10 protein-coding genes are annotated in these 12,588 nt (G+C 66.8%); all 10 read right to left on the reverse strand.

Annotation, left to right across the window (positions count from 1 at the left end; all coding sequences use genetic code 11):
* Nucleotides 1-57 precede the first annotated feature (57 nt).
* The 10 genes from OKW45_RS10840 to OKW45_RS10885 all read right to left on the reverse strand — a co-directional run bounded on the left by OKW45_RS10840 (nt 58) and on the right by OKW45_RS10885 (nt 12,564).
* Nucleotides 58-1,266 (reverse strand): ABC transporter substrate-binding protein, encoded by a 1,209-nt coding sequence (locus tag OKW45_RS10840; RefSeq protein WP_429467937.1) that lies wholly within the window; start codon nt 1,264-1,266, stop codon nt 58-60.
* Between the two features lie 103 nt (nt 1,267-1,369).
* Nucleotides 1,370-5,014, reverse strand: a complete 3,645-nt coding sequence (locus OKW45_RS10845; protein ID WP_429467940.1) for a molybdopterin cofactor-binding domain-containing protein — start codon at nt 5,012-5,014, stop codon at nt 1,370-1,372.
* Complete coding sequence (locus tag OKW45_RS10850; protein WP_429467943.1) at nt 5,011-5,520, reverse strand: (2Fe-2S)-binding protein; 510 nt, start codon at nt 5,518-5,520, stop codon at nt 5,011-5,013. The genes OKW45_RS10845 and OKW45_RS10850 overlap by 4 nt, the downstream gene beginning before the upstream one ends.
* Before the next feature lie 28 nt (nt 5,521-5,548).
* Nucleotides 5,549-6,748 carry an amidohydrolase family protein gene (locus tag OKW45_RS10855; protein WP_018423558.1) on the reverse strand — a complete coding sequence of 400 codons (1,200 nt, stop codon included), beginning with the start codon at nt 6,746-6,748 and terminating at the stop codon, nt 5,549-5,551.
* 34 nt (nt 6,749-6,782) lie between these two features.
* The gene (locus OKW45_RS10860) at nt 6,783-7,496 is read right to left on the reverse strand and encodes an ABC transporter ATP-binding protein (RefSeq protein ID WP_018423559.1); all 714 of its coding nucleotides are present in this window, start codon (nt 7,494-7,496) and stop codon (nt 6,783-6,785) included.
* Nucleotides 7,493-8,302 carry an ABC transporter ATP-binding protein gene (locus OKW45_RS10865; protein ID WP_429467946.1) on the reverse strand — a complete coding sequence of 270 codons (810 nt, stop codon included), beginning with the start codon at nt 8,300-8,302 and terminating at the stop codon, nt 7,493-7,495. Before OKW45_RS10865 ends, OKW45_RS10860 begins: the two co-directional genes overlap by 4 nt.
* On the reverse strand, nt 8,299-10,251 hold the full coding sequence (locus OKW45_RS10870) for an ABC transporter permease (RefSeq protein WP_429467949.1): 1,953 nt from the start codon (nt 10,249-10,251) through the stop codon (nt 8,299-8,301). Before OKW45_RS10870 ends, OKW45_RS10865 begins: the two co-directional genes overlap by 4 nt.
* 173 nt (nt 10,252-10,424) lie before the next feature.
* Nucleotides 10,425-11,009, reverse strand: a complete 585-nt coding sequence (locus tag OKW45_RS10875; protein ID WP_018423562.1) for an amino acid synthesis family protein — start codon at nt 11,007-11,009, stop codon at nt 10,425-10,427.
* A gap of 50 nt (nt 11,010-11,059) precedes the next feature.
* Complete coding sequence (locus OKW45_RS10880; RefSeq protein WP_429467952.1) at nt 11,060-11,650, reverse strand: amino acid synthesis family protein; 591 nt, start codon at nt 11,648-11,650, stop codon at nt 11,060-11,062.
* Nucleotides 11,626-12,564 carry a UPF0280 family protein gene (locus OKW45_RS10885; protein WP_429467954.1) on the reverse strand — a complete coding sequence of 313 codons (939 nt, stop codon included), beginning with the start codon at nt 12,562-12,564 and terminating at the stop codon, nt 11,626-11,628. The genes OKW45_RS10880 and OKW45_RS10885 overlap by 25 nt, the downstream gene beginning before the upstream one ends.
* Between the last annotated feature and the right edge of the window lie 24 nt (nt 12,565-12,588).

Below are 12,588 nucleotides of genomic sequence, written 5' to 3' on the forward strand. Positions count from 1 at the left end.
CCAACACTCGCGCGGCCATTGCGCGGCAGTCACGACGGACCGCCGCGCGCCACGTCCTCAATCCGCCGGGCGCAGTTTCTTCACCTCGGCGTCCGATGGCTGCACACTCGCGCCATCCACATAGCGGTACGACGTCATCACACCCTTGCCGTCCTTCACGCCGGTCACGCCGACATACGCGCCCATCGTCGACTGATTGTCCTGCGCGCGGTACATGATCGGGCCGAATGGCGTCTGCACGTTGAGCCCCTTGAACGCGGCGGCGAGTTTGTCCGGGTCGGTCGAACCCGCCTTCTTGATTCCGTCCGCGATCGACATCAGCGCCGAATAGCCGACCACCGAGCCCAGCCGCGGATAGTCGTGATATTTCGCCTGATACGCGTCGACGAACTGCTTGTTCGCGGCCGTATCGATCGAATACCACGGGTAGCCGGTCACGATCCAGCCGGTCGGCGCTTCGGCGCCGAGCGGATCGAGGTAGTCGGGCTCGCCGGTCAGCAACGACACCACCGCGCGATCCTTGAAGAGCCCGCGCGTATTGCCCTCGCGCACGAACTTGCCGAGGTCGGCGCCGAACAGCACGTTGAAGATCGCGTCGGGCTTCGCGTCGGCGATCGCCTGGGTCACGGCGCCCGCGTCGACGTTGCCGAGCGGTGTCGCCTGTTCGACGACGAACTGCACGTCCGGCTGCGCGGCCGTCAGCAGCTTCTTGAAGGTCGCCACCGCCGATTGCCCGTACTCGTAGTTCGGATACACGATCGCCCAGCGCTTCTTCTTCAGCTTCGCGGCCTCGGGCACCAGCATCGCGACCTGCATGTAGGTCGAAGGGCGCAGACGGTACGTGTATTTGTTGCCATCGGCCCAGACGATCTTGTCGGTCAGCGGTTCGGCCGCGAGGAAGAAGATCTTCTTCTGCTTCGCGAAGTCGGCTAGCGCGAGGCCGGTGTTCGACAGGAAGCCGCCGAACAGCAGCTGCACCTGCTCACGCGCGATCAGTTCCTGGGCGACGCGGATCGTGTCGCCGGGATTGCCGTTGTCGTCGCGCGAGATAACTTCGAGCTGCTTGCCGAGCACGCCACCCGCCGCGTTCACCTGCTCGAGTGCGAGATTCCAGCCTTGCTTGTAAGGCCCGAGAAAGGCGGGTTGCGCCTTGTAGCTATTGATCTCACCGATCTTGATGGTCTGCTGTGCGCTCGCGCCGAGCGCGGCAAACGAGCACACGGTCGACACCATGAGGCGAGAGATCCATCCTGCGCGCGTGGTCATGCGTTTCTCCGTTATCAGAAGGAATGGTGGTTTTAGTCAGACATGCGAACGTGCGGACGCGCAAGCGCGTGGACCTGCGCACCTGCGGACGACGGCTGGCGATTCATTGCTCGCGCGGTTCCGCGCGGATTCTGGCCACGTTCGCGGCGACGTCCTGCCATGCCGGCTTGCCGCCCGCGAACTGCGCGCGCAGGAACGACACGAGTTCGGCGACCTGGGCGTCGTTGAAACTGTCGCGGTAAGCCGGCATCGTACCGAGTTCGGGCCGCGCAGGCGAGCCGATGCCGTCGAGAATCACGCGAATCAGGTTGTCCGGCGCCGCGCCGTGCAAGTTCGTGTTCAGCGCAAGCGACGGATGTGCGCCGAACAACTGAGGTCCGCTGCCAGCGTGATGGCACGCGGCGCACGCGCCGTCGAAAAGCCGCGCACCCGCCGTGACCGGCGCGCCCCTCATCGCGCTGGCCTGTTCGTATGCGCGCGCGGTCGCGGCCGGATCGGCGTTCGGTTCCAGCGGATTGAGCGACGCGAGATAGACGGCCATCGCGCGGATATCGCTGTCGGGCAGCGCCGCGAGATCGCCGACCACCTGCGCCATCGGCCCGGCCGCGACGCCGTGCAACGGCGCGTGACCGTCGCGCAGATAGCGGAACAGTTCGTCCTCGCTCCACGGCACCGGCGCATTCGACAACGCCGACAGCGCGGGCGCTTCCCAGCCCTCGGCGCTGCCTCCGCCCATGAACGCCGCGCCGGTTTTCTCGGCGCCGAACGCGTTGCGCGGCGTGTGGCACGCGCTGCAATGGCCAAGGCCATTCACCAGATACGCGCCGCGATTCCATTGCTCGCTCTGCGCGGGCTTGGCGGCAAACGCGGTGCGGCCGAGAAACAGGCCGTTCCATGCAGCCATCAGCGGACGCACGCTGAAAGGAAACGCGAGCTTCGTTTCGGGCGGCCGGCTGCGCACCGGCGTTTGCGACATCAGATACGCGTAGAGCGCATGCAGATCGTCATCGGAGATGTTCTGGAACGACGTGTACGGAAACGCCGGATACAGCCGATGACCATCGCGGCTGATGCCGTGCCGCATCGCGCGCACGAACGCTTCGAGCGACCAGTAGCCGATCCCCGTTTGGCCGTCGGGCGTGAGGTTGGTGCTGTAGACGTTGCCGAACGGGGTCGCGAGCGGCTTGCCGCCGGCGTTCGGCACGCCGTTGTGGGCGGTATGGCAAACCGCGCAATTACCGAGCGACGCGAGCAGCTTGCCGCGCGCGATCAGTTCCGGCGCAAACGCGCTTGCAAGCGGCGGCGTGATCGGCGCAAGCGGCGCGCTGGAAACCGACGCGAACGACAGCGCACCAAGCCAGCCGACCGCGCCCGCGGCCAACAAACCGAAAAAGCCGCGCAGCCAGCGCTTTTTCCTGCGCGCCGCCGCCGCGTCTTCCGCCTGCGCGTCGGCGAGCGCGGCGCGGATCTTTTCCGGCGTGAACGGCGGGCGACGGAAACGCACCCCCGTCGCGTCGTACAGCGCATTGGCGATGGCGGCCGCGCCGGGCAGCGACGCCGACTCGCCGGCGCCCATCGGCGGCTCGCCGTGGCGCGGCATCATCACGACGTCGATCACCGGCACTTCGCGGAACGTCAGGATCGGATACGCGCCCCACTCCTGGCTCGTCACCGCGTTGTCGCCGAAACTGACCTGCTCCTTCAGCGCGCGGCTCGTCGTCTGGATCACGTTGCCGTGAATCTGATGACGCACGCCATCGGGATTGACCATCGTGCCCGTGTCCTGGCCGACCACGACGCGCGTGACCGCCAGTTCGCCGCTGTTGCGATTGACTTCGACGTCGGCGACCCACGCGGACCATGCGGCGCCGAACCCCGGGAATTTGCTGTGCACGTAGCGCGCGTACGCGATGCCGCGGCCGCGCGCGATGTTGTCGTCGTCGTCCTCGCCGCGCGTTTTGAACGCGGGTTCGCGCGGTTCCCACCCGGCTTTTGCCGCGACCGCCTTGACGAGGTCGATCGCGCGCGGATCGGTCAGATGCCTGAGGCGGAATTCGACCGGATCGACGCCGGCCTGCTCTGCCAGTTCGTCGATGAACGACTCGTGCGCGAACGTGTTCGGCAACGCCGACACGCCGCGCAGCCACGCGGCGCGCACGATTGGCGGCGTGTCGTCGCAGACGATGCGCATGTTGCGATAGTCGTACGGCGGCACGGCCGTGCGGTCGCCCATCTCGAACACCTGCGGCTGCGCGGGGATCGTGCCGGTCAGCAGCAGCGCGAGCGTGGGGGCGTCGTTGGATGGATAGCGCGTCGCGAAGTCGTAGGCGGCGAGGTCGCCTTCGGCGGTGAGCGCGCCGTGTACGTCCATCAGTTGCGCGGCGCCCTTCGGTTCCCACGCGTGTTCGTCCTCGCGCGATAGCTGCACGCGCACCGGCGCGCCGACCGCGCGCGACAGCAGCGCGGCGTCGGCGGCGACGTCGTCCGCGCAATTGCGTCCGTAGCAGCCCGCCGCATCCATCCGCACGATGTCGATGCGCGCTTCGTCGAGCGTCAGCAATAACGCGAGGTCGGCGCGCAGCGAATGCGGGTTCTGCGTGCCGGACCAGATTTTCAGCTGCGTGTCGTCGCCGTCTCCGTTGCGATAGTCCGCGACCGCGCACGACGGGCCGATCGATGCGTGCATCTGGAACGGCCACACGTAAGTGCGTTCCAACGTGCGCGACGGGTCTTGCGCGAGCGCCGCATCCACGTCGCCTTCGATCACCAGGTCGCGCCGCGTCGCCGGATTCGCACGCAGCGCCGCTTCGACCTGCTCGCTCGTGTCGAGCGGCGGCAGACCATCGACCGTCTTCCAGCGCACGTCGAGCCGCTGCGCCGCCTGTTGCGCAATCTCCTCACGCACGGCGACGATACCGACGAAATCGCGAATCACGACCACCTTGACGATGCCAGGCAAATCGCGAATCGCCGCTTCGTTCACCTCCAGCAGGCTATGCCCGATGAACTCACCCTGCGCGACGCCCGCATAAGGCGGCCGCACCACGCGTCCATGCAGCATGCCGGCCACGCGCACGTCGTGCACGAAGCTCAGCTCACCGGTCGCCTTCGCGGGAATATCGACGCGCGGCACGCTTTTGCCGACGACGCGGTACGCGTGCGGCGGTTTCAAAGGCGCATCGGTCGACAGCAGCAGTTCGACACGCTGGCCTTTGATCAGCTCGCCATAGTGAATGCCCTGCGCCGGGTCGCCATCGCGTGGAAACACGCGGCTGTCCTGCACGTCGAGATCGTTCGCGTCTACATTCAGGCGCGCAGCCGCTTGTGCGACCAGATACTGACGCGCTTGTGCCGCCGCCTGCCGCAGCGGCACCGCCGAAATCTGGATCGTCGCGCTCGCGATCGTCGGTCCCTGGTTCGGCGTTTCGCCGGTATGGCCGAGCACGATCGATACACGCGTCAACGGCACATCGAGCTCTTCCGCGACGATCTGCGCGAGCGCGGTGCCGATGCCGGTGCCCAGGTCGACATGACCGTTGAACGCGACCACGCTGCCATCGTCTCGCACGACCAGAAACAGATCCGCCTCGGTCGGCACGAACGAAGAACGCGAACCCGGCTGGCCGCGCGCGGCCTTGACCGGTGCATGCGGCGGCCGCGCGACGAGTAGCACGCTGTGCGCGTCGTACAACTGCTTGCGCGACGGCGTCGCGCCACGACGATCGACGCTGAAATCCGGCCCGGTCATACGCGCGCTCCGTCGTCCGCGTCCGTTTGCGCGTCGAGCAATTGCGCCGCGCGCTGCACGGCGCGCACGATTTCGACATGCGTGCCGCAGCGACACAGGTTGCGCGACAGCTCGCGCTGGATCGTCGCGACGGTCGGATGCGGATCGCGATCGAGCAGCGCCTTCGCGGTCATGATCATGCCGTTCAGGCAGTAGCCGCATTGCGCGGCCTGTTCGTCGATGAACGCCTGCTGCACCGGGTGCAACGCGGTGCGCGTGCCGAGCCCTTCGAGCGTCGTGATCTCGCGGCCCAGCGCGACTTCGGCGGTCGTCACGCAGGCGCGCGTCGCCATGCCGTCGAGCAGCACGGTGCAGGCGCCGCATTCGCCGAGACCGCAACCGAACTTCGGCCCGTTCAGCGCGAGATCGTTGCGCAACAAGTAGAGCAGCGGTGTCTGCGCCGCCGCGCTGACCACATGCGTCGCGCCGTTCACCTTCAGCACGAGCTGCGTGGCGCGGCTCGTCATGATGCGAGCACCCTGTCGTGCCGCGCGTTCACAGCACCACCGGCACTTCGGTCGCGGGCGGCGTATTGCGGCTGCGCCGGCAACGGATCAGACCATCGATCATCACCATCCCCACACCCGGAATATCGCCGAGCTGCACGCTTTCGAGCAGCGTGTCGGCGGCCGTATGCTGCGCGCGGTCCATGAACACGAGATCGGCGGGACGGCCCACCTCGATCAGCCCCTGGCGCAGATGGCGCTGCCGCGCGGTATTGCCGGTCGCAAAGCAGAACGCGATTTCGGCGGGGACGTCGGCGAGGCTCGAGATAAGCGCGATCATGCGCAGAATGCCGAGCGGTTGCACGCCGGAGCCGGCCGGGCTATCGGTGCCGAGAATGATCCGGTGCGGGCACTTCAGTTCGATCGCATGACGCGCGGTCAGCAACGCGATCCGCTCGTTGCCGTTGTGGACGATTTCGAGCGCGCGGCTCGACTGCTCGCACAGATCGCACACGTGCCGGTACGACAGCGACGTATGGCCGCCATTGACGTGGCCGATCACATCGGCATCGGCGGCGAGCACCACGTCCCGATCGATCAGGCCGGAGCCCGGAATCGACGGACCGCCCGTGTGAATCGTGCTCTGGATACCGTACTTGCGCGCCCACGCGACCATCTGTTGCGCTTCCTCGCCGCCCTTCACGCTGCCGAGGCCCACTTCGCCGAGCAGCTTTACGCCGGCCTCGGAAAGCTCCTTGAAGTCCTGCTCGACCATGCCCTTCTCGATCACGGGCGCGCCCGCCAGCACCTTGACGCCGCCACCGACGCCGGCCGCGCGCATGCCCTCGAACGAGCGCTGCGCGGTGATCGCGAGCGCCTTCACGCCGAGCACGTCTTTCGGACGGCCAGGCAAATGCACTTCGCCGGCCGAGATCATCGTCGTCACACCGCCGTTCAGGTTCGACTCGATCCAGCCCAGCTGATTCTGGCGCGGCGTCCAGTCGCCGAACACCGGATGCACGTGCGAGTCGATCAGGCCCGGCGCGACCGTCGTGCCCTTGCAGTCGACCGTCGTGCGCGCGCCTTCGAGATCGCAGTCTTTCTCGCGGCCGACCGCGACGATCACGCCGTCGTCGATCACCAGCGTGTCCGCGTCGAGAATCGGCTGATCGATATCGCCCGACAGCAGCAGCCCGATGTTCGTTACCGCGACCTTGCCCGACAAGCCTGTCAACGTCTCTGCCGCCATCTGCCTCTCCTTTCGCCGACACTACCCGATGAATTCACACGCTCAGATAAGCGCGCCTCACTGTTTCGTTCCGTGCGAGTTCGCCGATCGTGCCGCTGAAACGGATCTGCCCTTTTTCGAGCACATACGCGCGGTCGCTGACCAGCTCGGCGAAGTGCAGATTCTGTTCGGATAACAGAATGGATAGCCCTTCGCGTTTCAGTTCGAGAATCATGTTCGCCATCTGCTCGACGATCACCGGCGCGACGCCTTCGGACGGTTCGTCGAGCAGCACCAGATACGGATTGCCCATTAGCGTGCGCGACACGGTCAGCATCTGCTGCTCGCCGCCGCTCATCTGCCCGCCGGGGCGCTTCGGCATTTCGCCGAGATTGGGAAACAGGCGGAACAGCTTGTCGGGAGTCCATTGCGGCGCGCCTTCGCGCGGCGGCTGGCGGCCCGTGTCGAGGTTTTCCATCACGGTCAGGTCCGCGAACACGCGGCGGTCCTCGGGCACGAAACCGACGCCCATGCGCGCGATCTTGTACGGCGCGAGCGCACTGATGTTCTGGCCGCGAAACGTCACTTCACCGTGGCGGCGCGGCAGCAGTCCCATCACCGCTTTCATCGTCGTCGATTTGCCGGCGCCGTTGCGGCCCATCAGCGCGACCACCTCGCCGCGGCCGACTTCGAGGCCGACGTCGAACAGGATGTGGGCGCGGCCGTAGAACGCATTGAGGCCGGAGACTTTCAGCATCGGTTCGCTCATTGCAATGCTCCACGATCCCGCGCGCCGCCTGACGCGTCTTGCAGTGGCGCGTGTGGCCGGAACGTCTTGCCGGTGCCGAAATAGACCTCCTGCACGCGCGCGTCGTTGCGGATCGTGTCGGCGTCGCCCTCGGCGATCAGCTTGCCGCGCGCGAGCACGATCATCCGGTCGGCGTACGCGAATACGACGTCCATGCTGTGTTCGGTGAACAGCACGCCGATCTCGTGTTCGGTCACCAGCCGCTTGGTCAACGCCATCAATTCGTTGCGCTCCTTCGGCGCCATGCCGGCGGTCGGTTCGTCCATCAACAGCAGCTTTGGCCGGTTCGCGAGCGCGATCGCAAGCTCGACGCGCTTCACGTCGCCATACGCGAGCACGCCGCACGCACGCTTCGCGTGCGCGCCCATGCCGACCTGTTCGAGCAGCGCGAACGCTTCGTCGGCATGGTGCGAGCCCGCTGGCTTCCAGAGGCCGAAGGTCTTTTTCTCGCGCGACACCAGCGCCATTTGCACGTTTTCGAGCACCGTCATCGAGTTGAACGTCGCGGCGATCTGGAACGTGCGGCCGACGCCGCGCCGCCAGATATCGCGCGGCCGCATGCCGACGAGTTCGTGACCGTCGAGCAGAATCGAACCCGACGACGGCTGCAACTGGCCGTTGACCATGTTGAAACACGTCGATTTGCCCGCGCCGTTGGGACCGAGCAGCGCCAGCAGTTGACCGGCTTCGAGCTCGAATGAAACGTTATCGACCGCCTTCAGTCCTCCGAACGATCTCGACAGACCGCTTACGCGCAGCAGGCTCATAGCCCCTCCTTGACCGCGGCGGCCCGTTGCGACGGCGACGTGGCGCCGCCGTTGGTCTTGTCGGCCTGATCGCCGTTCGCATCGCCGAAACGCTCGCGAACGAAGCCGACGATACCCTGCGGAAACGCGATCACCAGCAGCAGGATCGCGAAGCCTAGCAGCGCCTGCCAGTAGTCGGTCTGTCGCGCGACCGTGTCCTGCAGCCACGTAAACACGGCCGCGCCGACGATCGGCCCGCTCAACGTCTGCAAGCCGCCGAGCAGCACCATCACGAGGCCATCGACCGACCGGCTCACGCTGATCACTTCGGGCGAGATGTTGCCCTTCGAAAACGCGTACAGCGATCCGGCGAGTCCGCAGAACAGCGCCGCAATCACGAATGACGCCCATTGCACCCGCTTCACGTCGATGCCGATCGCCTCGGCGCGCAGCGCGGAATCGCGCGACGCGCGCATCGCATAGCCGAGCGGCGAGAACAGCATGCGGCGCAACAGCCACACGCCGAGCACTGCGCACGCTAACGTCAGGTAGTAAAACGCAACCGGCGACGACAGCCAGTTCGACGGCCACAGCCCTAGCACGCCGTTGCTGCCGCCGGTCACGTCGTCCCACTGGAACACGACCGACCAGACGATCTGCGCGAATGCGAGCGTCAGCATCGCCAGATAGACACCGGACAGGCGCACGCAGAACCAGCCGAACACGAGCGCGCCCACCACCGCGAGCAGTGGCCCGAGCAGCAACGCGGCTTCCATCGGCAGATTCAGCACTTTGAGAAACAGCGCCGCGCCGTAAGCGCCAAGTCCAAAGTACGCGGCATGGCCAAACGAATGCAGGCCGCCCGGACCCATGATGAAATGCAGACTCGCCGCGAACAGCACCGCGATCAGGATTTCAACCAGCAGCACCGGCATGTACGGGAACGCGTTGGCCGCGAGCGGCGCGAGCGCCAGCACCAGCAACACGAAGGCGGCCAGCCCCTTCAGACGCCGGCCCGCCGGACGCAATGGCGTTTCCGGCGTACCCATCGCGCGCACCGCGGCGCTCGCGCGGCCGAGCAGGCCCCAAGGCCGCACCACCAGCACGACCGCCATCACGACGAATTCGGCCACCAGCGTGAAGCGGCTCAGCGATAAACCGATGCCGAAGATCGTCACGTGCCCGATACCGATGCACAGCGCCTTGATCTCGGCGATCAGCAACGCCGCGACGAACGCGCCCGGAATCGAACCCATGCCACCGACCACGACGACCACGAACGCATTGCCGATCGTCTCGAGGTCGAGCGACAGGTTCGCCGACATGCGCGGCCCTTGCAGCGCGCCGCCGAGTCCCGCGAGAAACGCGCCGACGAAGAACACGCCGGTAAACAGCCACGCCTGATTGATGCCGAGCGCGCCGAGCATCTCGCGATCCTGCGTCGCGGCGCGCACGAGCGTGCCCCAACGCGTGCGCGTCAACGCGTACCACAGCAGCAGCAAGACGACCGGACCGATCACGATCAGCGCGATGTCGTACGTGGGCAGCGGATGGCCGAGAAAGTCGACCGCGCCCGCGAGATGCGGCGCGCGCGGGCCGAACAGATCGTCGGGACCCCATAGCCATAGCGCGGCATCGCGAAAGATCAGCACGAGCGCAAACGTGGCGAGCAGATGGAATAACTCCGGCGCCTGATAGATCCGCCGCAACACGACGATTTCGACGAGCGCGCCCAACACCGCGACCGCGAGCGCGGCGGCGAGCACCGACAACCAGAAGCCGCCCGCCGTGTGGCCAAAGCGGCTCGCGATGCTATACGCGACGTAAATGCCGAACATATAGAACGAGCCGTGCGCAAAGTTGACGATGCGCGTTACGCCGAAGATCAACGACAAACCGGCGGCGACCAGAAACAGCGTCGACGCGTCGGCGAGTCCGTTGACCAGTTGTACCAGCAGATTCGAAAGCATCGAGACCCTCGGCAGCTCGCCGAACGGCGCGTGCGCAACATGCGCAGCGGCCCGATCGGCGGACGTTGCAGCGCGGGCGGCACCATGCGCGCCCGCGTCAACGGCAGGACACTACCAGCGAAACAACCCGCAAAACAAGCGACGGCAAACAGGCGGCTGAAAAAAACGATCACTCAGCGCAGCCCGTCCTCGCCTTTGATCTCGTTCGCCTGCAAGCCGCCGATGCGCGGTAGCGGCCGGCCCGACGCGGTCACCGCGACCGCCACGACGATTTCGTTCGCGCGCGGCGCATCGGCCACGCGCGCCTCGATCGCGTCGAAATGGCTGCGCACGTAGGCGGCGTCCTTGTGGCCGAGCGGCACGTCGATCGCGGTGCCGAGCGTGCCGATCTTCTTCGCCGACGGCACCAGCGCCGCGCCCTTTTCGACCGCCGCGCGCAGCGGCGCGCCGAGCTTCGGATGCAGGATCGCGGCCGCATGTTCGAGCTCGCCCGCCTCGCCGACGATCGCCGCCTTGCCGTAGCTTTGCGCCTCCCCGGGCGCGATGCCCAACGCCTCGACGCAGCGCTTGCCGAGCAGCGCGCCGAGTTCCTCGCCAGCCTCGATCAGCGCGTCGAGCTTCGCCTCATATCGGCCCGCATACGGATTATCGATCACCGCGATCGCGACCGCGCGGCGCGCGGGCGGCTCGACGGCCTGGCCCATTTCGATGCGTGTTTCGTCGACCTGCACGACCAGCTTGCGAAGCCTGATTGCCATTTGCGCTCTCCGAGTTTCGTTGCCTTGCTGTACGATTGCCGCGCGCCGCTTCAGCGCAAGCCATCCTTGCCGACGATCGCCTCTTTCGCGAGGCCGCCCACCCGCGCATGCACGCGCTGCCCCGTGCTCATCGCGAGGATGTAGACGATCTCGTCGGCGGCGGGCGCGCCGGGCACGCGTACTTCGATCGCATCGAAGTGGCTGCGCACGTAGCTCGCGTTCACATGAGTGAGCGGCACGTCGAGCGCGGTGGACGGCGCGCCGACCTTCTTCGTCGACGGCACGATCGCGTTGGTCGGCACGCCGTGCTTTTCGAGCAGCTCGCGCATCGCGTAGCCGCCGGGCACATGCCATAGCGCGCCATGCTCGAGTTCGCCCCGCGCGCCGACAATCGCGCCCTTCCCATAGCTTTCGATCGACGCATGCGGCACCGCCATCGCCGTCAGCAGCCGCTGCGCCATCTCGAAGCCGATCGGCTTCAGCACTTCCATCGCGGGTTCTATTTTCGGCTCGTAGCGGCCCGCGAACGGATTCGTCATCACCGCGGCGATCGCGCCTCGTCTGAGCGGCTGCGCGGGCGCGGGGCCGAACTCGTGGAAGATGTCTTCGACGTGCGTCAGCACGCGGCGTATTTCGAACACGGAGCCTCCGTTGTCAGTGAAGCGCGCGTGGTGGACAACGCGCGTGAATCGTCGATGCCGGTGACCCGCGCCCGTCCTTGCAGGAACAGCGCGGCGCCTTCGATCAAACCCTGGTCGCGCAACCGCTTCGCGACATCGACGCCGCGCGCGAGCGCGAAATCGATCAGCGGCTGCGGCAGACGCGGCACGTCGACGGTCACCAGCAGATCGCCGAGATCGCTATCGTCCTTCAGCGACGACGCCGGACGCCGCACGATTCCCGCATGGTCGAGATCGACCGCGTTCGCGATCATCGTCGCGGCGGCGTCGGCGCTCGCGGCATCGCGCGCGAGCACGGTCACGCTGTCGGCGATGCCGAGACTGAAGCTGCGGCCGCGCCAGCCGCTCGTAGCGATGCCGCGAATCGGCTGCCGAGCGTCGAGCGTCAGATGCGCGTCGAGCGCAGGGTCGTGCGCGAAACGCGTGCCCGAAAATTGCGCGAGGTCCGCGAACACGCCCACGCGATACTGTTGCCCCGCCGCGAGGTGCAGCGCGATGTCGCCGCCGTTGTTGATGAAGGCGCGCGCGATGCCGTCGCGCGCGAACGCGGCGATCAGTTCGTCGGCGACGCTGCCCGCGACCGCCGCCATCGGCGTGATGAAGCTTGAACGATGCGGATGACACGCGCGCCACATACGCGTCGCGACCGGCCCTCGAAGCGGGCACTCATGTAATGCCGACACAGCCTGCAGTGGTTGACGAAGCACGTTCAATTCGCGGACCAGCTCCTCCAGCACAGGACTGAAGCGCTCCCAGCATGCGTCATATGCGGTACGCACCGCGTCGGGCTCGCCGTCGGCGCCGAGGATCAGGTCGATCGGCCCGTGCTGCCAATGCCAACGGTGTTCGTCGAGCCGGGTTCGGGTGGGGGTCATCGCGTGATTTTTTGGTTAGGGTGC

The organism is Paraburkholderia lebeckiae (assembly GCF_050436225.1).
GTDB lineage: Bacteria > Pseudomonadota > Gammaproteobacteria > Burkholderiales > Burkholderiaceae > Paraburkholderia > Paraburkholderia tuberum.